At 69.6% G+C, this 21,115-nt stretch carries 20 protein-coding genes; 5 read left to right on the top strand and 15 right to left on the bottom strand.

Features of this window, described 5'->3' with window-relative positions:
• Positions 1-4 precede the first annotated feature (4 nt).
• From ACESK8_RS04955 to ACESK8_RS04945, 3 genes are read right to left on the bottom strand one after another with little or no spacing between them, the layout of a single operon-like run.
• The gene (locus ACESK8_RS04955) at positions 5-877 is read right to left on the bottom strand and encodes a carbohydrate ABC transporter permease (protein ID WP_060926917.1); all 873 of its coding nucleotides are present in this window, start codon (positions 875-877) and stop codon (positions 5-7) included.
• Positions 874-1,857: a carbohydrate ABC transporter permease gene (locus ACESK8_RS04950; protein WP_372967548.1), complete on the bottom strand. Its 984-nt coding sequence runs from the start codon at positions 1,855-1,857 to the stop codon at positions 874-876. Before ACESK8_RS04950 ends, ACESK8_RS04955 begins: the two co-directional genes overlap by 4 nt.
• Positions 1,838-3,136 carry an ABC transporter substrate-binding protein gene (locus ACESK8_RS04945; RefSeq protein ID WP_372967547.1) on the bottom strand — a complete coding sequence of 433 codons (1,299 nt, stop codon included), beginning with the start codon at positions 3,134-3,136 and terminating at the stop codon, positions 1,838-1,840. The genes ACESK8_RS04950 and ACESK8_RS04945 overlap by 20 nt, the downstream gene beginning before the upstream one ends.
• A gap of 166 nt (positions 3,137-3,302) precedes the next feature.
• On the opposite strand from ACESK8_RS04945, the gene ACESK8_RS04940 reads away from it, so the two are divergent.
• Positions 3,303-4,304 (top strand): LacI family DNA-binding transcriptional regulator, encoded by a 1,002-nt coding sequence (locus tag ACESK8_RS04940; RefSeq protein WP_372967546.1) that lies wholly within the window; start codon positions 3,303-3,305, stop codon positions 4,302-4,304.
• Here the strand turns inward: ACESK8_RS04940 and ACESK8_RS04935 are convergent.
• From ACESK8_RS04935 to ACESK8_RS04905, 7 genes are read right to left on the bottom strand one after another with little or no spacing between them, the layout of a single operon-like run.
• Positions 4,279-5,217, bottom strand: coding sequence for a PaaX family transcriptional regulator C-terminal domain-containing protein (locus ACESK8_RS04935; protein WP_372967545.1), 939 nt, complete (start codon positions 5,215-5,217; stop codon positions 4,279-4,281). The genes ACESK8_RS04940 and ACESK8_RS04935 overlap by 26 nt on opposite strands.
• Positions 5,207-6,541, bottom strand: coding sequence for a kynureninase (locus tag ACESK8_RS04930; protein WP_372967544.1), 1,335 nt, complete (start codon positions 6,539-6,541; stop codon positions 5,207-5,209). The genes ACESK8_RS04935 and ACESK8_RS04930 overlap by 11 nt, the downstream gene beginning before the upstream one ends.
• 1 nt (position 6,542) lies before the next feature.
• On the bottom strand, positions 6,543-7,655 hold the full coding sequence (locus ACESK8_RS04925; RefSeq protein ID WP_372967543.1) for an amidohydrolase: 1,113 nt from the start codon (positions 7,653-7,655) through the stop codon (positions 6,543-6,545).
• Positions 7,655-8,509, bottom strand: coding sequence for a tryptophan 2,3-dioxygenase (locus ACESK8_RS04920; RefSeq protein ID WP_060926911.1), 855 nt, complete (start codon positions 8,507-8,509; stop codon positions 7,655-7,657). The genes ACESK8_RS04925 and ACESK8_RS04920 overlap by 1 nt, the downstream gene beginning before the upstream one ends.
• Before the next feature lie 54 nt (positions 8,510-8,563).
• A complete protein-coding gene (locus tag ACESK8_RS04915; RefSeq protein ID WP_372967542.1) occupies positions 8,564-8,797 on the bottom strand; it encodes a hypothetical protein in 234 nt (77 codons plus the stop codon).
• 30 nt (positions 8,798-8,827) lie between these two features.
• Positions 8,828-10,543 (bottom strand): amidase, encoded by a 1,716-nt coding sequence (locus ACESK8_RS04910; RefSeq protein ID WP_372967541.1) that lies wholly within the window; start codon positions 10,541-10,543, stop codon positions 8,828-8,830.
• Positions 10,540-11,580, bottom strand: a complete 1,041-nt coding sequence (locus tag ACESK8_RS04905) for an agmatine/peptidylarginine deiminase (RefSeq protein WP_372967540.1) — start codon at positions 11,578-11,580, stop codon at positions 10,540-10,542. Before ACESK8_RS04905 ends, ACESK8_RS04910 begins: the two co-directional genes overlap by 4 nt.
• 91 nt (positions 11,581-11,671) lie before the next feature.
• On the opposite strand from ACESK8_RS04905, the gene ACESK8_RS04900 reads away from it, so the two are divergent.
• A complete protein-coding gene (locus ACESK8_RS04900; RefSeq protein ID WP_372967539.1) occupies positions 11,672-12,316 on the top strand; it encodes a TetR/AcrR family transcriptional regulator in 645 nt (214 codons plus the stop codon).
• A 9-nt stretch (positions 12,317-12,325) separates the two neighbouring features.
• Positions 12,326-13,699 carry an aspartate aminotransferase family protein gene (locus ACESK8_RS04895; protein ID WP_372967538.1) on the top strand — a complete coding sequence of 458 codons (1,374 nt, stop codon included), beginning with the start codon at positions 12,326-12,328 and terminating at the stop codon, positions 13,697-13,699.
• Between the two features lie 208 nt (positions 13,700-13,907).
• Here ACESK8_RS04895 and ACESK8_RS04890 read toward each other — a convergent pair whose 3' ends face one another.
• Together ACESK8_RS04890 and ACESK8_RS04885 are read right to left on the bottom strand one after the other, a co-directional pair.
• Positions 13,908-14,963: an alpha/beta hydrolase gene (locus ACESK8_RS04890; protein WP_372967537.1), complete on the bottom strand. Its 1,056-nt coding sequence runs from the start codon at positions 14,961-14,963 to the stop codon at positions 13,908-13,910.
• A 206-nt stretch (positions 14,964-15,169) separates the two neighbouring features.
• Complete coding sequence (locus ACESK8_RS04885; protein WP_372967536.1) at positions 15,170-15,697, bottom strand: TetR/AcrR family transcriptional regulator; 528 nt, start codon at positions 15,695-15,697, stop codon at positions 15,170-15,172.
• Between the two features lie 137 nt (positions 15,698-15,834).
• Between ACESK8_RS04885 and ACESK8_RS04880 the strand changes: the two genes are divergently transcribed.
• The gene (locus ACESK8_RS04880) at positions 15,835-16,521 is read left to right on the top strand and encodes an MBL fold metallo-hydrolase (RefSeq protein WP_372967629.1); all 687 of its coding nucleotides are present in this window, start codon (positions 15,835-15,837) and stop codon (positions 16,519-16,521) included.
• Here ACESK8_RS04880 and ACESK8_RS04875 read toward each other — a convergent pair.
• From ACESK8_RS04875 to ACESK8_RS04865, 3 genes are read right to left on the bottom strand one after another with little or no spacing between them, the layout of a single operon-like run.
• Positions 16,518-17,084 carry a cysteine hydrolase family protein gene (locus ACESK8_RS04875; protein ID WP_372967535.1) on the bottom strand — a complete coding sequence of 189 codons (567 nt, stop codon included), beginning with the start codon at positions 17,082-17,084 and terminating at the stop codon, positions 16,518-16,520. The two genes, ACESK8_RS04880 and ACESK8_RS04875, sit on opposite strands and share 4 nt — an antisense overlap.
• Entirely contained in the window at positions 17,081-18,526 is a 1,446-nt protein-coding gene (locus ACESK8_RS04870; RefSeq protein WP_372967534.1) for a cytosine permease, read from the bottom strand. The genes ACESK8_RS04875 and ACESK8_RS04870 overlap by 4 nt, the downstream gene beginning before the upstream one ends.
• A gap of 47 nt (positions 18,527-18,573) precedes the next feature.
• Positions 18,574-19,857, bottom strand: coding sequence for a M18 family aminopeptidase (locus ACESK8_RS04865; protein ID WP_372967533.1), 1,284 nt, complete (start codon positions 19,855-19,857; stop codon positions 18,574-18,576).
• 262 nt (positions 19,858-20,119) lie between these two features.
• On the opposite strand from ACESK8_RS04865, the gene ACESK8_RS04860 reads away from it, so the two are divergent.
• Positions 20,120-20,986, top strand: a complete 867-nt coding sequence (locus ACESK8_RS04860) for an EamA family transporter (RefSeq protein WP_372967532.1) — start codon at positions 20,120-20,122, stop codon at positions 20,984-20,986.
• Positions 20,987-21,115 lie beyond the last annotated feature (129 nt).

Genomic DNA, 21,115 nt, shown 5'->3' with positions numbered 1-21,115 from the left:
GGTGTCAGCCCTTGACAGCACCGGTGAGCCCTCCGACGATGCGCCGCTCGAACAGGCTGAAGAAGATCAGCGCGGGGATCATCGACAGCGAGGTGAACGCGAGCACCTTGGCCGTGTCGACGGAGTACTGGGACGCGAACGACTGCACACCGAGCGGCAGCGTGAACGCCGACGCGTCGTTGAGGATGAACAGCGGCAGCAGATAGCCGTTCCAGCTGCCGATGAACGCCAGGATGCCGGTCGTGATGACCCCGGGGAGGGAGAGGGGCAGCACCATCCGCCAGAAGAAGCCGAGCCGGCTGCATCCGTCGATGAACGCCGCCTCCTGGATCTCGTCCGGGATGGCCCGGAGGAACGGGACGAGGATGATGATCGTGGTCGGCAGGGCGAACGCGATCTGCGGCAGGATCACTCCGCCGAGCGAGTTCATCAGCCCGAGGCTGCGCACCACGATGTAGAGCGGGGTGATCGCGACGGTCAGCGGGAACATGAGGCCCGCGGCGAAGAACGCGTAGAGCACTCCTCGTCCCGCGAACCGGTATCTCGCCAGCACGTAGGCCGCCATGAGACCCAGGGCGACGACGCCGACGGTCGTCGCGAGGGCGACGATCGTGGAGTTGAGCACCTGGCGCCAGAACACTCCGCCCGTGAGGACGTCGAGGTAGTTCCCGATCGCCCAGGGGTCGGGGAGACCTGCGGGGTCGGTGGTGATCTGGGCGTTCGTGCGGAAGCCGCCGACGATGATGTACGCGATGGGCGCCAGCATCAAGCCGACCGCGATCAGCGCGACGAAGTACACCGCAGGGTTCGCCCACGGCAGTCGGGGCTTCGGGGCGCGCCCTGGGCGCTGGGTGACGAGCACCGAGGTGGCGGTCATCGGACGGACTCCTTCTCGAGTTCGGGGGCGACCTGCGGGTCGGGGGCCGTGCGCGAGCGCCGACGTCCGGACGAGCCTGTCAGCGCGCCGTCGGTGTCACGGCGCAGCACGGCGCGCTGGTAGATCAGCGCGACGACGAGCGAGATGACGAACAGCACGACCGCGACTGCGTTGCCGTAGCCGAAGTTCCCGGCGTTCCGGCCCTCCGAGACCATGTAGGTGGCCATCGTCGAGGTGCCGGCGGTCGAGGCGATGTACTGCCCCCAGATGATGTAGACGAGGTCGAACAGCTGCAGCGAGCCGATGATCGACAGGAACGCCCAGATGCGCAGCGTCGGCGCGAGCAGGGGCAGGGTGATCTGCCATTGGATCTGCCAGTACGACGCCCCGTCGATCGCCGCGGCCTCGTGCAGCTCCTCGGGGATGCCCTGAAGGCCTGCGAGGAAGAGGATGACGGCGAAGCCGACGTACTTCCACGTGATGATCGCCATCAGGGTCCAGATCGCGATGCCGGGGTCGGACAACCAGTCGGTCGCGAGCGCACCGAGCCCGATCTTCTCCAGCAGCGCGTTGAAGGCGCCGTTGGTCTGGAGCATCAGGCTCCACCCCGTGCCCACCACGACCTCGGAGATCACATACGGGATGAAGATCAGCACGCGGATCAGCGACTGCCCCCGCATCCGCCGGTTCAGCAGCAGAGCGAGGAGGATCGCTGCCGGGCCCTGGAGCACGAGCGAGAGCACCAGGATGATGCCGTTGTGCGCGAGGGCGTCATGGAACAGCGGGTCCTGGAGGATCGTCAGGTAGTTCTTCAGGCCGACGAACTCGGTCGGCGGACCGTACCCCTGCCAGCTGAAGAAGCCGTAGTACGCGGCCATCAGCACGGGGAAGATCACGAACGCGAGGAAGACGACCAGGGCGGGCCCGGCCAGAAGGATCACTTCCAGCCGGGCGACCGCCTCACGCCTTCGCCGCGGCATCCTGAACGGCCTTGACGATGTCCTCCGGCGTGCCCTGACCCGAGAGCATGGTCACCACGGCGACGTTCAGCGCATTGCCGACGTTCTGGCCGTAGACGGTGTCCAGCCACTGGGTCGCGTACGGCGCCGCGTTGTAGGCCTCGAGGATGTCCTGCAGGTACGGCTCGGTGACCGCCTCCTGGGCGACCGTGTTGACCGGCGGCGCGTTGAACGCCTTGTAGTACTCGGTCTGCACGTCGGAGGTGCCGAGGTAGTTGAGGAAGTCGACGCAGGCGTCGGGTGCATCCACCGAGCACGAGTACCCGTCGACGCCGCCCATCATCGAACCGGGTTCGCCGTCACCGCCCTCGACCTCGGGGAACGGGAACCAGCTGAGGTCGGGCAGCGGCTTCTGGTCGGGCGTGAGCGAGCCGATCACGCCGGGGTTCCATGCGCCCATGAGCTCCATCCCGGCCTTGTGGTTGGCGATCAGGCCCGCCGAGCTGCCGGCGCCCTGCTGGGCGGTGGTCGTCAGGAAGCCGGCGTTGAACGGCTCCGTGGCCGCGAACGACTCGAGGTCCTCGCCCGCGCGGATCCAGCACTCGTCGCTGAAGTCCATCTCGTCGGCGGCCGTGGCGAGCGTGTCCGAGCTGCACTCGCGCAATGCGAACCAGTAGTACCAGTGGGCGGCCGGCCAGGCATCCTTCGCGCCGAGTGCGATCGGGTCGATGCCGGCCGCCTTCAGGGCCTCGGTCGCCTCCTCGAGCTCGTCGAGGGTGGTCGGGTTCTCGGTGATGCCCGCCTGGTCGAAGAGGTCCTGGCTGTAGAAGAGTCCGCCGGGGAGCACGGCGACGGGCATCGCGTAGACCTTGTCGTCCAGGCTGCTCGCCGAGTACGCGGCATCCGGGATCTCGTCGGCCGCCGGCCCGTCGATCGCCTCGGTGAGGTCCTTGAGCTGACCGGCCTTGACCATCGCCGCCATCTTGCCGCCGCCGCGCTGCAGGAAGATGTCGGGGGCGTCGCCGGAGTTCAGGGCGGTCTGCAGCTTGCCGTCGAGGTCCTCGTTCTGGATCGACTGGACCTCGATCGTGACGCCGGGGTTGTCGGCCTCGAAGTCCGCGACCGTCTTCTCCCAGAACTCGACGCCGGGACCGGTCGTGGAGTTGTGCCAGAGGGTCATCGAGGTGTCGCCGCCGTCGCCGCTGCCGCCTGACGAGTCCGCGGTGCAGCCCGAGAGCGCGAGCGCTCCGACGGCCAGCACCGTGACCGCGGAAGCGAGGGGGAGCCTTCTGCTGTTCATGTGATCGTTCTCCTCATCGAGTTGCGCGCCGCGTCACTGCGGGGCGCCTGCGGACACTCGGGGGTGAGACCGCAGTGGGATGCAGTCTTCTTCCGGCCGCGGCGATCGTCAAACGTTTTCGAAAACAGTTTCCACGCGGGGTTGCGCGCGGCTACGCTGGCGTCCCATGGGGGCACGCACCACGATCCACGACGTCGCGAGAGCGGCGGGAGTGTCGGTGTCGACGGTCTCCAAGGCGGTCAACGGCCGGTACGGGATCGCCGACGCGACCGTCCAGCGCGTGCTGGATGCCGTCAAGCTGCTCGGCTACGAATCGAGCCTCGTGGCGAGCAGCATGCGCGCCAGGCGCACCGGGGTGATCGGGGTGCTGCTGGCGGACTTCGAGCCCTTCAGCGCCGAGATCCTGAAAGGGGTCGGCACGGCGGTGCACGACACGGCCTTCGACCTCCTCGCCTACAGCGGCTCGCACCTCGGCGCGGGGGACGGTTGGGAGCGCCGGTCGCTGAGCAGGCTCTCCGGCACGCTGATCGACGCGGCCATCATGGTGACCCCCACGGTCGTCAGCGCCGGCACCGAGATCCCGGTCGTCGCGATCGATCCGCACACCGGGCGGGCCGACCTCCCCACGGTCGAGTCCGACAGCTTCGGAGGCGCGCTCGTCGCGACCAGGCACCTGATCGAACTGGGGCACCGGCGGATCGGTTTCCTCGCCGGGCGGCCCGACCTGCGATCGGCGGGCCTGCGCGATGCAGGTTACCGACGCGCGCTCTCCGACGCGGGAATCCCGCTCGACCCCGCGCTCGTCGGGATCGGCCGATACGAGCTGGAGGCGACGCGCGCCTCAGCCCATGCGATGCTGAGCGCCGGGTCCCGGCCGACAGCGATCTTCGCGGCGAACGATCTGTCGGCGATCGCCGTGATCGACGTCGCGCACGAGCTGGGGCTGCGGGTGCCGGACGACCTGTCGGTGATCGGGTTCGACGACGTCCCCGAGGCCACCAGGCGGGCGCTGCCGCTGACGACGATCCAGCAGCCGATGCGCCGGCTCGGAGCGGTCGCGGCGGAGATGGTCTTCACGCTGCTCGCCGGCGGCGAGATCGACGAGATGAACGTCATCCTGCCGACCAGGCTCGTGGTGCGGGCTACGACCGCCGCGCCGCCGCGGTGACCGTGCGGACGTGCCGCCAGGCGGCATCCGACAGCTCCTCCGACAACCGCGCGAACTCCGCGAAGCTGCGTCCGCCGGGCCAGTCCACCGGGAGCATCGACGGCGGGAGTCCGGGATCGACGTACGGCAGCACCCGCCAGCCGTCGATCAGCTGCACGTAGGCGGCGAACGGCGAGGAGGGGAGCGTCGCGATGGACGCCTGGAACCTCAGATGCTCGGCACGCAGCGCCTCCAGGTCCCACCAGGCGGCCGCGGCTTCGGGCAAGGGCACGGGGGTCGACGGCGTGGACGCGGGGAACAGCGTCACCCAGGGTCGTGCGTCGAGGTCGGCGACGATCTCCTCGACCTCGCCGTGCAGGTGCCAGGGGCAGATCCACAGGGCGGGGGAGACGACCCCGGCGCCGATCCACTGCAGACGACGGCGCAGCTGGTGGCGGACGCTGCGCGCGCTCTCGGGGATCGAGAACGAGATGAGGCACCAGCCGTCGGCATCCGACATCTCCCGCATCCGGAAGATGCGGCGATCGCCGCGCTCCAGCATGGCGACGGCCTTCGGATTCAGTCGGTAGCCGGGGGCGGTTCCGCGCTCGGCCAGCAGCAGGCCCTTCTGCTTGAGGCGTGCGATCCCGGTGCGCGCGGGACCTGCGGGGATGCCGAGGTCGCCGGCCAGCGTCACCAGGTCCGCCGCGGAGACCCATCCGCCGAGCGGGCGCAGGTAGAGCCCGACCAGCGTGCGCAGCAGGGAGGCCGTGCTGCCGGGGCGCGCGTCGATGTCGTCGAGCACGGTGCCGGACTCGAGTGCGGTGCCGGATTCGAGCGCGGTGCCGGCCTCGAGCGCGGTGCCGGACTCGGTCACCTCCGTGCGCTCCGGCGCTGTGCTGGTGCCGACCGGCGCCGCGCTGTCACCCGTCATGCGAGAGCAGGGCGTCCCGCACGGCGAGCACCCCGGTGAGGGTCTCGAGGTGCGATGTGCTGAGGGGCGAGAGCCCGAGCCGGATGCCGTCGGGGAAGCGGAAGTCGGGGATGATCCCCTCGCCCCAGAGGCGCTGCGTCACCGCGCGGAAGTCCGGGTGGCCGATGGTGACGTGACCGCCGCGCTGCACGGCGTCGCGCGGGCTCAGCATCCGGACCCCGAGAGGGGCGAGCACCTCGTCGTACGCCCGCACCGCGAAGTCGGTGAGCGAGAGGGACTTCTCATGGATCTGCTCGACGGTGGCCTGCTCGATCAGGTCGAGCATCCCCTGCATGGCGAGCATCGAGGTCACGGGCGGCGTGCCGCTGAGCAGCTGGCGGATGTCTCCGGCAGGCACGTACTCCGGACCCATCGCGAAGATGTCGGCGGCGCTCCACCACCCGTGGATCGGCTGTCGCAGCAGCCCCTGATGCTCGCGGCGAAGGTACGCGAACGCGGGGGAGCCTGGACCGCCGTTGAGGTACTTGTAGGTGCATCCGACCGCCATGTCGACGCCCCAGGCATCGAGCTGCATCGGGATGATCCCCGCCGAGTGGCAGAGGTCCCACATCATCAGAGCGCCGGCGTCGTGCGCGGCGGCCGTGATCGCGGGCATGTCCGCGAGGGCGCCGGAGCGGTAGTCGACGTGGCTGAGCGAGACGAGGGCCGTCTTCTCCGACACCACGGCCTCGACATCGGCGAGCTGCACGCCGAGCACCGGGTCGGGCTCGATCCAGCGCACGGTCATCCCGGTCTCGGCGGCGACGCCGTCGGCCAGGAAGCGGTCGGTGGGGAAGTTGCCCGCCTCGATCACCAGCTCGGTGCGAGACGGGTCGGCCGTCGCCGCGGCGCGCATGAGCTTGTAGATCAGGACGCTGGTGGAGTCCGCGACCACGGTCTGACCGGCTGCGGCGCCGAGCGTGAGGCGCCCGATGCGGTCGCCGAGCTCCATCGGCAGCGCCATCCACTGCTCGTCCCACGACCGGATCAGTCGGGTGCCCCAGTCGTCACGGACGAAAGCGGCGAGCTTCTCGGGAGTGTCCTTCAGGGGCCGGCCGAGCGAGTTGCCGTCGAGGTAGGCGCGGACGCCCGGCGCGTCGGCGAAGGCATCGAGGTGAGTGCGCAGCGGGTCGGCCGCGTCGAGCGCCTGGGCGAGATCGACGAGCCTGCGATCGGTGGCGGTGGCGGTGGCGGTGGCGGTGGCGGTGGCGGTGGCGGTGGCGGCGGGCGTGGCGGCGGACGTGGCGGTCTCGGGGGACGTGGCGGTCTCGGGGGAGTCGGTCATGTCAAGCCTTCGGATCGGCGCTGGTCAGCGGTCGGGCGAGTGTCGGGTCGGCGTCGGTGCCGGGGAGTCTCAGCAGCAGTGCGGCGGGGTCGAGAGGGTTCTGCGGGGCGAGAGCGCGGAGCAGGTCCGTGCCGGTGACTCCTGCTTCCCGGAGGACGGCGAGCTCGGCGGGGTTCAGGCCGACCGGCGTCGGGCCGTTGCCCATGTCCGTGCCGTAGAGCACGGTTCCACCGGCCTGATGGAAGCGGCGGACGTTGCCGACGGCGACGGTGCGCTCCTCGCTGTCGGCTTCGTGGATCGCGAGAGTCGAGACCCAGGCGACGGATGCGGCCTGCTGCGCGATCGCGTCGTCGTCGAGGCGCTCGGTGAAGGGCGCGTGAGCGAGCCGGGCGGCCCCGAGGCGTGCGGCGCGCTGTGCCTCGCCCGCGCCTTCGGCGTGGGCCACGACCGCGAGACTGCGTGCGGCTGCAGCGCTGACGATCGCGCGGAACAGGGCGTCGTCGAAGACCGGGCCGGCGGTCGCGTTGCTCGCGGCCTTGATGCAGGATGCTCCGGCATCCGCCATCTCGGTGACGGCGGCGTGCGCCATCTCGGCGTTCGCGATCTCCCGGAAGGAGCCCGCCGGTGCCCAATCGCGATCGGAGGGGTAGCCCCCGACCGGGGTGAGGAACGCGCCGGCGAACTCGACCACGACCGCATGCGAGTCGCCGGCCCTGCCGGGGCTGCCGGCCCTGCCGGCCCTGCCGGAGCTGCCGGGGCTCCACAACTCCGGAGATCCGCCGTCGTCGGCCCCGGATTCGGTCGATTCCGGTGGCTGGCCACCCCGATCTCCGGAGTTGTGGAGCGGCGCCGACTCAGCGTCGGCCGCGAGCCCGGCGATGACGGTCGGATTCGCGCCCAGATCGATGACGCGGCCGAGCGTCGAACTGTGCAGGAGCGCGTGGTCGACCAGCTGCAGGTGCACGTGGTGGTCGGTGAACCCGCCGACGATCACACCGTCGAGGCGCGGCGTTCCGGGCGCGGGACGTTCGTTCAGGAGGAGCATCCGCTGACCCTCCTGCACGAGGAGGCCGTCGCGCCATCCTTCGCCGTCGAAGAAGGTCGCCGCGTGCATCAGCTGCCGATCTCGGTGCGCACCGTGTAGAGCTCCGGGAAGAACGTCAGGTCGAGGGCCCGCTGCAGGAACCCGACGCCGCTCGAGCCGCCGGTCCCGACCTTCATGCCGATCGTCCGCGCCACGGTCTTGAGATGACGGAAGCGCCAGAACTGGAAGTTGTCCTCGAGATCGACGAGGTCTTCGCAGGCTTCGTAGAGGTCCCAGTGCTGCTGGTGGTTCTGGTAGATCTCTCGGATCGCGGGTACGAGTTCCGGCGTCTCGCGATACGGGAGGCGCACGTCGCGGTCGAGGATCTCGGTCGGGATCGGCAGTCCACGACGTGAGGCGTAGCGCAGGAACTCGTCGTAGAGCGTCGGCTTGTGCCATTCGGCGGTGAGCAGGGCGAGGTTGGCGGGGTGGTCGCCGAAGACGCTGAGCATCTTCTCGTTCTTGTTGCCGAGCGCGAACTCGACCGCCCGGTACTGCACCGACTGGAAGCCGGAGGAGTTGCCGAGCGCGCCGCGGAACTGTGCGTACTCGGTCGGGGTGAGGGTCGCGAGGATCGCCCACTGCTGGGTCATGACGTCCTGGATGCGCTTGACGCGCGCGACTCGCTTGAGCGCTTCACGCAGGTCGTCGCTCGCGAGCAGCTCGCGGGCGGACGACAGCTCGTGCAGCAGCTGCTTCAGCCAGAGCTCGGTGGTCTGGTGCTGGATGATGAACAGCAGCTCATCGTGATGCTCGGGCACACTGACCGGATGCTGCGCCGTGAGCAGCTGGTCCAGCGACAGGTACGAGCCGTACGTCATGCGCCCGGACAGATCGGTGACGATGCCGGCCTCGAGCTCGCGCTCGTTCTTCTCGGTGGTCATGGGTCGCTTCCTGTCGTGACGGACAGGAGAAACATATAACAATCGTGGCGACCGTCACAATAGTGACATATCCCGCTGGTTCTCGGAACGCTGGTTCTCGGCGTGCTGGTGCTTCTTCACGTAGGCGCGCTCGCTGCGGCGACGGCGACTGGCGAGGAGACGATCTCTTGCGGCGGCGAGCAGCAGGGCGATGCCCGCCGAGGCCCCATGGAGCAGGGCCACCGCAGCGAGGAACAACCCCAGCCCGAAGGGCAGGAGAAGGAAGAGCAGGAACGCCCCGTTGTCCATGCCCTCAGGGTAGACCCGGATCCGCCGAGGTCAGAGCCTCGGCGTACGCGGGGGAGCTGTCCGACGCTCCCCGGGCGCTCCGATCGCCTCGAAGCCGGCAGCGAGACGCAGCAATGCTGAGTCGTCGTAGGCGCGACCCGCGAACGTCAGTCCGATCGGCATGCCGATGTCGGACATGAGTCCCATCGGCACGGTCACGGTCGGGATGCCGAGATGGCGCACGGTCAGGTTGCCGTTCGCGATCCAGGTGCCGTTGCGCCAGCCGAGGTCGGCGGACGCCTCGTTCACATCCATATCCGCCGGACCGACGTCGGCGACCGCGGGGAACACGACCGCGTCGAGCTCGAGGTCGTCCATCCAGCCCTCGAGGTCGATGCGACGTGTCTCCTCGAGCCCGCGCAGGCCGTCGGGGAGCTCGGGCATGTCCTCGATGCGGGCGCCGGGATTCTCGCGCACCCAGTCCGGGTATTCGGCGATGTCGTCGTCGAACCCGGTGTAGCGGTCGGGGAGCGCGCCCTCCGGATGCGGGAAGATCGCGGCTCCATCGACGTCGGCGAGGCTGTGGAGGCGCGGGTCGCCGTTCGCCTGCAGGAAGTCCTCCCACGCCCAGGCAGACAGATCGATGATCTCCCGGTGCAGATACTCTGCCGACACCAGGCCGCGGGTCGCGATCGTCGGTGCGCCGGGTCGGTCGCCCTCATAGCGCGACACCACAGGGAAGTCCACCTCGACCACTGTGGCGCCGGCGGCCTCGAGGTCTCGACGGGCGGCGCTCCAGCGCTCGATCACGGAGGGCCGCGTCTCGATGCGCTGACCGGTCGGTCCGCCGATGCCCGGTGCGTCGGCCGTGCCGGCATCCGGGTCGGCGTTGATGTACATGCGCGGGATGCCGATGCGGGCGCCGCGGAGGGTGCTCGCCGCATCGCTCGAGAGTGCCGGGTAGGACTCCGGTCGCACCGCGGAGGCCACGGGAAGGGCGACCCACGGCTGCGCGCGCCAGAAGTCGCCGCGCGCCTCGGCGTCGTCCGTGACGATCACGTCGAGCACCTCGAGCAGGTCCGCCATCGTGCGCGTGTGCGGCACCACGACATCCATGGTGGGCACGAGGGGCCAGTTGCCGCGGGTCGAGATCACGCCGCGCGAGGGGGTGTACGCGCAGAGGGCGTTGTTCGTGGCGGGCCCGCGTCCGCTCGACCAGGTCTCCTCTCCCAGGCCGAAGGCGCCGAAGCTCGCGGCCGTCGCCGTGCCCGAGCCGTTCGACGAGCCGGAGGCGAACGGCGCGGTGAGGAAGTCCGCGTTGTACGGGCTCTCGGCTCGTCCGTAGACACCGCGCTGCATGCCGCCGTTGGCCATCGGGGGCATGTTCGTCAGGCCGAGGCAGATCGCTCCGCCCGCCCGCAGGCGCTCGACCGTGAACGCATCACGCTGCGCGACCAGTTCGGCGAATGCCGGGCTCCCGGCCGCCGCAGTGAGGCCGCGCACGAGGTAGCTGTCCTTCGCTGTGTACGGGATGCCGTCGAGCGGACCGCTGGTCTCGCCGCGTGCGCGGCGGGCATCCGATGCGTGGGCTTCTGCGCGCGCATCGGGGTTGAGGACGACCACGGCGTTCAGAGCCGTCTCGGTCTCCGACCCGTCGTACGCGGCGATGCGGGCGAGGTAGGCGTCGATTAGCTCGACGGCGGTCGTAGTGCCGTCCTCGAGTGCCTGTCGCAGATCGGCGATGGAGGCTTCGACCACATCGATCATGCGGAGGCTCCCACGCTCGGCTGCTGCTGGGTGATGCAGTGGATTCCGCCGCCGCGATCGAAGAGGGGACGCGCGTCGACGGTGACGACCCGGCGCCCCGGATAGGCGTCGGAGAGGATCGCCCGCGCCGTGGCATCCGCCTGCTCGTCGCCGAACCCGCAGGCGACGACGCCGTCGTTCGTCACGAGGTGGTTGACGTAGCTCCAGTCGACGAACCCCTCGTCGTCGCGCAGGGTCGGCGGCGCAGGCAGGTCGAGGATCTCGAAGCGGCGGCCCGCTGCATCCGTCTGCTGTCCGAGGTGCTCCCGGAGCTCCTGCGACACGGCGTGATCGGGGTGATCGGGGTTCTGCTGGTCGTGCAGCAGCAGGCGTCCCGGCGCGGCGATCGTGGCGACGATGTCGACGTGTCCGTTCGTGCCGAAGTCGTCGTAGTCGCGCGTGAGTCCGCGGGGCAGCCACACGGCGGTGGTGGCCCCGAGCGTCCTGGCCATCTCGGCCTCGACCCGCGCCCTGTCGGCGTAGGGGTTGCGGCGGGGATCGAGCTGCACCGTCTCGGTGAGGAGCACGGTGCCCTCGCCGTCGACGTGGATGCCGCCGCCCTCGTTGACGAGCGTCGAGCTCACCAGTTCGGCGCCGACGGCCGCGGCGATGATCCGCGCGTGCTGCGCGGCCTTCTGCCACTGCGCCCAGGCGGGCGCGCCCCAGCCGTTGAAGATCCAGTCGACCGCGCCCAGGACGCCCGGTCGCTCGGCGTCGACCACGAACGTGGGGCCTGAGTCCCGCATCCAGAACTCGTCGACGGGGGCCTCGACGATGTCGATGCTGCGACTCAGCATGCGCCGCGCGCGGGAGATCTCTGCGGGATCGACGATCATCGTGACCGGCTCGAACTCGGCGACCGCGTGCGCGACGGACGTCCAGGTGTCGTAGCCCTCCTCGCGCTCGGCGGCCGACGCGCCCAGCGTCGGGCCCTCGGCGGGGAACGCCATCCAGGTGCGGTCGTGCGGTGCGGTCTCGGCGGGCATCTGCCAGGCCATGATTGTCTCCTCGCTGCTGATCGCGACCTCGAGGATGAGGAACCGTGTTCGCTATTGAACAGGTGATCAACGAGTGATACGGTAACCCGTGATGGAGACCACGTCAAGAGCAGCCGCACCGCGCCGGCTGCCGCCCGAAGAGCGAGAGCGCTCGATCCTGCGGGGCGCCGTCGACCTCGCCGGCGAGAGCGGGCTCGAGGCGCTGACCGTGCGTGCGGTCGCCGCGAAGGTCGGTGTCACCCCGGCCCTCGTCGCGCACTACCGGCCGGTCATGGAGTCCTTCGTCGCCGAGGTCTTCACCGAGATCGTCGCCGCCGAGCGCGACGAGGTCATCGCCTCGTACGACCCCGACGTCGACCTGCGCACCAACCTGCTGCGGCTGATCGAGACGCTGCTCGACGACTCCCGTGACGACGTCGCCATGGTGTGGGTGCAGTCCTGGGCGCTCGGCGCGCGCAACGAGGCTCTCGGCGAGCGGGTCCGAGTCGAGATGGACCTCTGGCACAGCGCACTCGAAGACCTGATCGCCCGCGCGATCGCGGAGGATCCGATGGTTCGGGTCGACCCCGGGTCGTCGGCCTGGATGCTGCTGGCCATGGTCGACGGGATGAGCGCGCACTCCCTCGTGCACTGGGCGCCGCGCGACCGCGCCGATCTCGCCAGACGCACCCTCGCCGCCGTGCTCGACGCACCGGCCGCCCGCACACCGACATCGATCGCAGAATCTCACAGGTAAGGACAGCTCATGGGAGCAGAACGCATGCACGCCGCCTCGGCCGAATCGACGGCGATCGTCGACGCGGTGCTCGACTACTCACGACGTCGCATGCTCGCGGCCGACGTGCCGCTCGACAAGCCGCAGACTCCGGCCGAGCTCAACCGGCTGGTCGGCGCCACGATCACCGATGCGGGTCTCGGATCACAGCGTGCTCTGAGCGTGTTCGAGCACATCCTCGCGCCTGCATGCCTGACCACCAGTCATCCGCTGTACCTGTCGTTCATCCCGACCGCGCCGACGATGGCTGCGATCGCCTTCGACCTGGTCGTCTCGGCATCCGGACTGTACGGAGGCAGCTGGCTCGAAGGTGCCGGCGCCGTGCACGCCGAGAACGAGGTGCTGTCGTTCCTCGCCGCGGAGTTCGGGCTGCCGGACACTGCCGGCGGGGTGTTCGTGCAGGGCGGCACGATCGGCAACCTCTCCGCGCTGGTCGCGGCTCGCGAGGCCGCCAAGGCGAAGCTGCTCGACGCCGGCAAGGAGCTCCCGCGTCGCTGGAAGATCGTCTGCAGCGTCGAGGCGCACTCGTCGAACAAGTCCGCCGCCAAGGTCATGGATGCGGACGTGCTGCTGGTGCCGGCCGGAACCGACGGAGTGCTGCGAGCGGATGCCGTGCGTGAGGCCCTCGCCGAACATGGCGACGAGATCTGCGCGGTCGTCGCGACCGGCGGCTCGACCAACTTCGGCATCGTCGACGACATCGCGGGCATCGCCGCGCTCAAGGACGAGTTCGACTTCTGGCTGCACATCGACGGCGCGTACGGCCTCACCGCGATGCTCGCCCCGGAGGCGCGGGGGATCTTCGCAGGTGTCGAGCGTGCGGACTCGGTGATCGTCGATCCGCACAAGTGGCTCTTCGCGCCGTTCGACTGCTGCGCGCTGATCTACCGCGATCCCGATGCCGGACGACGTGCGCACACGCAGCACGCGGAGTACCTCGACACCCTCACCGACGGCGACGACTTCAGCCCGTCGGACTACTCGATCCAGCTGACGCGGCGCCCGCGCGGGCTGCCGCTGTGGTTCTCCCTCGCGACCTACGGCGTGACCGCGTACCGCGAGGCCGTGAGCTCGACGATCGCACTGACGAAGCGGATCGCGGCCGAGATCGCCGCCCGTCCCGAGCTGCGTCTGGTGCGCGACCCGCAGCTGTCGGTCGTCGTGTTCGAACGTGAGGGATGGGAGAGAGCCGACTACGACCGCTGGTCGGACGAGCTCCTCGACTCGCAGCGGGCGTTCGTGGTGCCGAGCTCGCATGGCGGACGGCCGAACACCCGCTTCGCGATCCTCAATCCGCTCACGACCTTCGAAGACCTCACCGGCATCCTCGACACCATGAAGTAGACCGGTTGGGTCGTCCCGCGCCCGATCTGCACACGTCGCCCCGTTTCGCACACTTCTCGCGCGACGTCCGTTGCCGAACGGGACAAAGTGTGCAGATCGGGACGGGCTGACGGGCTGACGGGCAGACATCGGGACGGGCTGACGGGCTGACGGGCAGACTCCGGACGGGCAGACCCGGGACGGTCGCACAACCCGGCCGGGCCACTCCTCACCGGGTCGTGTGGGCGTCCAGGAAGTCGATCGTCTGCTTCAGCGCCGTCCGCGCGTCCGGCATGTCGAGATGGAACTGGTACTCGTGCGGAAGCTCGGGTTCGTGTGACGCCGGCCAGAACAGGGTCGTGACGTCGACCCCGAGAGCTTCCAGACGCTTCGCCATCGGGATCGACTGCAGCCAGGTCAGGCCGTCGCCGTTGCCGCCCGAGATGTAGGTGGTCGGGAAGTCCTCCGTCACCCAGTCGATCGTCGACATGGTGGCGCCGGTCGAGCCCTCGGCCCAGGTCTTCGTGCCTGCGTACGCCCACATCGAGGTCTTGAGTCCCCAGCCGACGACCCCGTCGAGGGCGGCGAGGGCGGCGAGATCGTACACACCGCAATTGAGTACGGTCGCCGCGACCTGCTCGGCCTTCAGCGCCGGCGTGACGTCCATGATCTCGGCGTACTCGGGGTTCGTGATCAGGGTGGCCATCTGACTCGCGAGCTGCCCGCCGGCCGAATCGCCCGCCAGCACGATCTGGTCCGGATCCACGCCCAGCTCCGCGGCGTGCTCGTCGATGTACGCGAGCGCGTCGTTGAGCTGATGCACAGCCAGTGGATACACGCCCTCCGGACCGATCGTGTAGTTCAAGCCGATGGTCGTATATCCCTCGGCTGCGAGGATGCGGAGGTACGGGTCGACGTTCTCCTTCGCACCCGAGATCCACGCGCCACCGTGGATCCAGATGACGGTCGGAAGCGGGCCTGTGGCGGATGCGGGTGCGAACACGTCCATGGTCGTGTCGGCTCCCCCGTCGGAGTATGCGACGTCGAGCTGCTCGGTGAGCTTCGTGTCGGGGACGTGCTTCTCCATCTCGGCCGCGGTCTCATCACCGCCCTTGGTGAACACAGCTCGGATCAGCATCGCCGAGGGCCACGGAGTGAGTGCTCCGATGACCGCCACGACCCCGGCGACGAGGAGGACTGTTCCGACCGCCACCTTCGTGCGGTGCCACGGTCGGCGAGCTCTCTTTGGACGGTCGGATTCGTCTTCGTGCGCGCTCGTGGTCATGGAAACCCCTCTCCGCGCAACATCTTGGCAGTATTCCGGTTGATCTCGCCGAGCCGGCCTCCGGGTTCGGCATCCGTGGCCGCATCCGAGGCGGTGCTCGAGCCGGGGATTCCGGTTCGTCTCGCCGAGTCAACGCCGAGTCGGCATCCTCGTCGCTCGCGGAGTGAGCGCCGATCCGGCACGCACGCAGCGGGCCGGGCGCGAGGTCAGTCTGCGGTCAGCCCGGCGATGATGCGGCCCGTCGCGTAGTCGAACGCCGCATCGACGTCGCCGCCCAGCCGGAAGGCGCCGGCGAGCTCCATCTGCAGGAATCCGGTCGCCCAGGCGGTGAAGAAACGGGCGGCGTCGAGCGCGTGCTCGGGCCCGACGAGGTCGGCGCAGGCGCGCAGGACCGTAGCGGAGGCGCGGCGGAGGGAATCCTCGGGCGCGGATGCGGAGAACAGCAGCCGGAACGCCTCGGGGCGCTCGTGCGCGAACGACCGGTAGGCGACGGCGAGGAGGGAGAGGTCGTCGCCCGTGGCGTCGAGGCGACTCGTCAGCGCATCGGCGGACGCCGCTGCGACTGCGGACAACAGGGCGTCGCGGTCGCGGATCCGCTTGTACAGAGAGGGTGCCCGCACGCCGACGCGTTCGGCGACGGCCTGCATGGTGAGACCTGCGGGCCCGGTGGATTCGAGGATGTCGCGGCCGGCGTCGACGATGGCCGCCAGCGAGGTTCGTTCAGGGGTCGGCATCTGGTACTCCTTCATGGCTATTGACAATAGCTATGATAGCTACGTAATGTAGCCATCATAGACCACCCGCGAAAGGGACGACCATGAGACTCGCACCGCACCTGCATCGACTCGGCAACGACGTCGTCGCGTCGTAGCTGATCGACCTCCCCGACGGGATCACGCTCGTCGACGCCGGCCTTCCCGGCCACTGGAACGACCTGCTGCGGACGCTGACCGAACTCGGTCGCCCGCTCTCCGACATCCGCGGTCTCGTGCTCACCCACGGTGACGGTGACCATATCGGCTTCGCCGAACGTCTTCGCAGCGAGGCGGGCGTGCCGGTCTTCGTGCACGGCGACGATGCGCACAGGGTGCGTACGGGGGAGAAGCCGAAGACGGCGATGGGTCCGGCGCGCATCGGACCGACGCTCGGTTTCTTCGCGTACGGCTTGCGCAAGAACGCGCTGCGCACGCGGCACGTGTCCGAGGTCGTGACCGTCGTCGACGGCCAGGTGCTCGACCTCCCCGGATCGCCGGTGGTCATCGGGATGCCAGGTCACTCGCCCGGCAGCATCGCCGTGCACATCCCGGCGGTGGATGCGGTCTTCGTCGGCGATGCCCTGACCACGCGGCACGTGCTGACGGGCCGCCGAGGTCCGCAGCCCGCGCCGTTCACGGATGAGCCGAAGGCGGCCGACGCGTCTCTCGACCGCCTGGCGGCGCTGTCCGCGTCCTGGGTGCTCCCCGGGCACGGAGCTCCGTGGCAGGGTTCGCCCTCCGACATCGCCGCGGCCGTGCGGGCAGCGGGCCAGCGCGCCGCCAGCTATCCCGCAGCGGGCTAGCGCGCCGCGAGCCAGCCCGCCGCGAGCACTGAGGACGTGTCGCTGATCGTGATCTGCGGCGGGTACAGACCCATCACCTGCATCGCCGCCGCGTGATTCTCGGCTGTCGATCCAGCGCAGGCGTCGGCCGCGATCGTCACGTGCGCCCCGGCGTCCGCGGCCGCGAGGGCGGTCGAGATCACACAGCAGTCGGTCGAGACTCCGGCGAGCACGACCGTCGCACCAGGCCCCACGATCGCCTCGATCTCCGGGCCCCACTTGCCGAACGTCGGCAGGTCGAGGGTGGGGTGCGGCGACAGGCCGACAGCCTCCGGCACCAGGTCGAACAGCGGATCGGTCGGCGGCTGGTCCGCGAAGGGCCACGCGGCGAAGTAGGCGCCCCACGAGGTCGAGCGATCGGCGGTCGGCATCCATCGCGTGACGAGCACGCGGTCGCCGAACGCGTCGGCGAGCTCGCGGATGCGATGAATCGCCGAGCCGAAGAAGGGCGAGCCCCACGCGGAATCGGGGGAGGCGAAGATGGTCTGCGGGTCGATCACGACCAGCCAGGGGCTCTCGCTCACGCCGCTGCTTCCTGCGCGTGGATCCGGCGGGCTCTGGCGAACCACGTCACGACGAACGACAGCACCAGGGCGAAGAAGACGCCGAGGTTCGCGTAGGCCCAGTCTCCGTCGACGCCGCCGACGAGCCCGAGCAGGTAGCCCTGCCAGTTGTTCCAGGGCGCAGCATCCGCGAACCCGTTGAGCACGAAGCCCCAGCCGATGACGCTCGCGACCACCATGGTGCCGATCGAGATCCAGTCCCACGCGCCGTAGCGGCCGCGGCTGTCGAACAGCGCCTCGTCGTCGTAGTCCTTCTTGCGACGCAGGATGTCGGCGATCAGGATGCCGGCCCACGAGGCCAGCGGCACGCCGAGCGTGATGAGGAAGCTCTGGAACGGACCGAGGAAGTCGGTCGCGAAGAACACCACGTAGATCGTGCCGATCGTGAGGATCACGCCGTCGATCGCCGCAGCGGACGGGCGGGGGATGCGGATGCCGAGGCTTAGCAGTGTGAGGCCCGAGGAGTAGATACCCAGCACCGCGCCGGAGACGAGCGCGAGCACGGCGGTGAGGAGGAAGGGGATGAGTACCCAGAGCGGGAGGATGGCGGCGAGAGCCCCGATCGGATCGGCTTGCACCGCGGCGAAGAGGTCATCGTTCGATCCGGCGAGCAGCAGACCGAAGACGACGAGGATCACCGGGGCGACCGAGCCGCCGATCGTGTTCCACAGGACGATCGCACCGTCGGATGCGGTGCGCTTCTGGTACCGCGACCAGTCGGCGGCGATGTTGATCCAGCCGAGCCCGAAACCGGTCATGACCATGACGAGCGCGCCCGTGACCTGCCCGATCCCGCCGTCCGGGCGGGCCATCACGGCCGCCAGGTCGATGCTGGGCGCGGCGAGGATGATGTAGAGCACGGTCACGATGCCGGTGACCCAGGTGAGCACCGACTGCAGCTTCATGATCGTGTGGTAGCCGAGCACGGATGCCGCGACGATGAGCGCGGCGACGATCACGGTGGCGGTGATCTTCAGCGCGATGCTGTCGCCGTCGCCGCCGAGCTGCGTGATGACGGTGGCCGTGGCGAGAACGGCCATGATCGCGAGGAACGTCTCCCAGCCGATCGATGTCAGCCACGAGACGATGCCTGGGACCTTCTGCCCCTGCACCCCGAACGCGGCGCGAGACAGCACCATGGTCGGTGCGGATCCGCGCTTGCCGGCGATCGCGATGAGTCCGCAGAGCAGGAACGACACGACGATGCCGATGACCGACACGATCGTCGCCTGCCAGAACGAGATGCCGAAGCCGAGCACGAACGACCCGTACGACATGCCGAACACCGACACGTTGGCCGCGAACCACGGCCAGAAGAGGTCGCTCGGCTTCGCCGTGCGCTCGGATTCGGGGATGATCTCGATGCCCGCGCGCTCGATGAGAGCAGGCTTGATGTCCGTCATGCCATCATCCTGGCACTGCCCGGGCTCGGTGAGGGCGATCCCAGGGCTCAGCCGGCGAAGAAGGCTCCGGCCACGCGGGTGAGGTCGTGCAGGTCGGAGACCCCGGCGAGCTCCCGTGCGGAGTGCATGGACAGGATCGGGATGCCGACGTCGACCGTGCGGATGCCGAGACGCGTGGCCGTGATCGGGCCGATCGTCGACCCGCACGGCACGTTGTTGTTCGACACGAACTCCTGGGTCACCACGTCGGCGCTTTCGCACCAGCCGCGCCAGGCGGCGGAGCCGACGGCATCCGTCGCGTAGCGCTGGTTGGCGTTGAGCTTGAGGATCGGTCCCGAGCCGAGCACCGGCTGCACCACGGGGTCGTGCTTGTGCACGTAGTTCGGGTGCACGGAGTGCCCGACGTCGCTCGACAGGCACCACGACGCGGCGAGGGCGCGTCGGCGCTCGGACGCGTCGGCACCCAGGGCGTCGTACACGCGACCCAGGATGTCTTCGAGGAACGGGCCGCCTGCACCGGAGCGGGAGTTCGACCCGAGCTCCTCGTGGTCGAAGGCGGCGAGGATCGCGATCGGTCCGCCGGCGGCGGTGTCGATCTTCTCGAGCGCGACGATGCCGGCGTGGACCGAGGCGAGGTCGTCGAGGCGACCGGAAGCGAAGAACGCGCGGTCCTTGCCGAAGACCGCGCCGCGCGCCGTGTCGGCGATCACGACGTCGTAACCGCGGATGTCGGATGCCGAGACTCCGGCCGACCCGGCCAGCTCGGCCAGGATGTCCTCCTGGGTCGGATCGCCGAGACCCCACACGGGCTGCGTCTGGAACTGCTTGTCGAGCGCGAGGCCCGTGTTCGCCTCCCGGTCGAGGTGGATCGCGAGCTGAGGAAGGCGCAGCAGCGCTCCCGTGTCGGCGAGCACCACACGTCCGTCGGCGAGGGCCAGCCGTCCGGCGAGGCGTAGCTCGCGGTCGAGCCACGAGCTCAGCAGCGGCCCGCCGTAGACCTCGACGGCAGCCTGGAGCCATCCCTTCGATCCGGTCGTGGGCTGCGGCTTGAGCTTGAGTCCGGGGGAATCGGTGTGGGCGCCGAAGATGTGCGTCGGGGTCAGCGCCGTCGCATCCGTGGGCACGGTCCACGCGATCGCGGCACCGTCGCGCACGACGACGTAGCGGCCTCCCGGCGTGACCTCCCAGGCGGCCTCCTCGTCGAGACGCGTGAAGCCCGTGTTCTCGAGCCGCCGCGAGACCTCGGCTGCGGCGTGATAGCTCGAGGGAGAGGCGGCGACGAAGTCGGCGAGATCCTCGGCGTGGGCGAGAGCGTCCGGGGTGACGGGCATGAGTGGCCTTCCTGCTGGGGCGGTCCTTCGATCGTAATCGCCTGGGCTATGCCCGCCGCCGACGGACGGAGCGCGGATGCCGTTCACCTGCCGGTCACCATCGCCGGGTATCGTGACTCCCGATAGCGCCTAGGGTTCCGGGGTCCGTCCCGTCTGGTCCGAGCGGCGCCACGGCGTCCCTCCGCAGGGGCACCGTCATCTGACAGGACAAAAGCCCGGAGGACCCTGTTCGTCGCGCCCGCGACGGATGGAAGGGTCTCGCATGTCCGCTCTCGCCTTCGTCCTCGTGTTCGCCGCAGCGATCACCCACGCCGCCTGGAACGTCATCGCCCACGGGGTGAGCAAGGCGGGCATGCCGTTCCTGTGGTGGGGCGCTGTCGGCGGTACGGTCGTGTGGATCGGAGTCATCCCGTTCACCGGCGGTCTCGGCACCGATGACCTGCGCGGATTCCTGCTGGGTGTCGCGGTGTCCGCCGTGTTGCACGTGATCTACATGGCGGTCCTGCAGCGCGGCTACCGGGAGGGCAACCTCTCGACCGTGTACGCCACTGCGCGGGGGACGGGGCCGTTCCTGTCGGTCATCGTCGCCGTCCTGCTGCTGGGTGAGCGCCCGTCCGCCCTCGCGCTCGTCGGCGTCGCTGCGATCATCCTCGGAGTGGTCGCGATCGGTCTCGTCGACCGCGGACGCTCGACCGGGCCGCGGCGAGCGATCGACCAGGGGCTCCTGTTCGGCCTCCTCACCGGAGTCGCGATCGCGGTGTACACGATCTGGGATGCGAATGCGGTGCGCACCTGGAGCCTCTCGCCCGTCGCATTCATGGTCGGCACGATGCTGCTCGAGATCCCGTTCTACTCCCTCGGCGTCCGCGGGCGGTGGGCGGCCGTCGGAGCGCTCGGCCGTACGCAGTGGAAGCGCATCGTGGCGTTCAGCATCCTGTCGCCGCTGTCGTACATCCTGGTGCTCACCGCCATCCAGATCGCGCCCGTCGCGCTCGTCGCCCCGTTGCGCGAGGTCAGCGTCGTGCTGGTCTCGCTGTTCGGCGTCTTCGCGCTGAAGGAGAGCAGGCCGGGATGGCGGATCGCCGCATCCGCCGTCGTGGCCGCCGGGATCGTGCTGCTCGCGCTGTAGAAAGCGCCCTCGCACCTCTCCGCTGACCCCGCCCGAACCTCCTCCGCCGCACCATTCCGAAAGATCGGAATACGGTTCTGATCTGGGCTAATTCGGAGCCGATTCGACCTTCGAATGTCGGTGGTCTCG

It is taken from the genome of Microbacterium sp. (assembly GCF_041641055.1).
Taxonomy (GTDB): domain Bacteria; phylum Actinomycetota; class Actinomycetes; order Actinomycetales; family Microbacteriaceae; genus Microbacterium.
This window is presented reverse-complemented; position numbering and strand designations above follow the sequence as displayed.

What these genes read in the sequence shown, in the direction of transcription:
- ACESK8_RS04955 (WP_060926917.1), bottom strand. Translation starts at nt 877, where the DNA reads ATGACCGCCACCTCGGTGCTCGTCACCCAGCGCCCAGGGCGCGCCCCG.
- ACESK8_RS04905 (WP_372967540.1), bottom strand. Translation starts at nt 11,580, where the DNA reads ATGGCCTGGCAGATGCCCGCCGAGACCGCACCGCACGACCGCACCTGG.
- ACESK8_RS04920 (WP_060926911.1), bottom strand. Translation starts at nt 8,509, where the DNA reads ATGACCACCGAGAAGAACGAGCGCGAGCTCGAGGCCGGCATCGTCACC.
- ACESK8_RS04950 (WP_372967548.1), bottom strand. Translation starts at nt 1,857, where the DNA reads ATGCCGCGGCGAAGGCGTGAGGCGGTCGCCCGGCTGGAAGTGATCCTT.
- ACESK8_RS04900 (WP_372967539.1), top strand. Translation starts at nt 11,672, where the DNA reads ATGGAGACCACGTCAAGAGCAGCCGCACCGCGCCGGCTGCCGCCCGAA.
- ACESK8_RS04885 (WP_372967536.1), bottom strand. Translation starts at nt 15,697, where the DNA reads ATGCCGACCCCTGAACGAACCTCGCTGGCGGCCATCGTCGACGCCGGC.
- ACESK8_RS04865 (WP_372967533.1), bottom strand. Translation starts at nt 19,857, where the DNA reads ATGCCCGTCACCCCGGACGCTCTCGCCCACGCCGAGGATCTCGCCGAC.
- ACESK8_RS04915 (WP_372967542.1), bottom strand. Translation starts at nt 8,797, where the DNA reads ATGGACAACGGGGCGTTCCTGCTCTTCCTTCTCCTGCCCTTCGGGCTG.
- ACESK8_RS04895 (WP_372967538.1), top strand. Translation starts at nt 12,326, where the DNA reads ATGGGAGCAGAACGCATGCACGCCGCCTCGGCCGAATCGACGGCGATC.
- ACESK8_RS04910 (WP_372967541.1), bottom strand. Translation starts at nt 10,543, where the DNA reads ATGATCGATGTGGTCGAAGCCTCCATCGCCGATCTGCGACAGGCACTC.
- ACESK8_RS04925 (WP_372967543.1), bottom strand. Translation starts at nt 7,655, where the DNA reads ATGCACGCGGCGACCTTCTTCGACGGCGAAGGATGGCGCGACGGCCTC.
- ACESK8_RS04945 (WP_372967547.1), bottom strand. Translation starts at nt 3,136, where the DNA reads ATGAACAGCAGAAGGCTCCCCCTCGCTTCCGCGGTCACGGTGCTGGCC.
- ACESK8_RS04870 (WP_372967534.1), bottom strand. Translation starts at nt 18,526, where the DNA reads ATGACGGACATCAAGCCTGCTCTCATCGAGCGCGCGGGCATCGAGATC.
- ACESK8_RS04860 (WP_372967532.1), top strand. Translation starts at nt 20,120, where the DNA reads ATGTCCGCTCTCGCCTTCGTCCTCGTGTTCGCCGCAGCGATCACCCAC.
- ACESK8_RS04935 (WP_372967545.1), bottom strand. Translation starts at nt 5,217, where the DNA reads ATGACGGGTGACAGCGCGGCGCCGGTCGGCACCAGCACAGCGCCGGAG.
- ACESK8_RS04930 (WP_372967544.1), bottom strand. Translation starts at nt 6,541, where the DNA reads ATGACCGACTCCCCCGAGACCGCCACGTCCCCCGAGACCGCCACGTCC.
- ACESK8_RS04940 (WP_372967546.1), top strand. Translation starts at nt 3,303, where the DNA reads ATGGGGGCACGCACCACGATCCACGACGTCGCGAGAGCGGCGGGAGTG.
- ACESK8_RS04890 (WP_372967537.1), bottom strand. Translation starts at nt 14,963, where the DNA reads ATGACCACGAGCGCGCACGAAGACGAATCCGACCGTCCAAAGAGAGCT.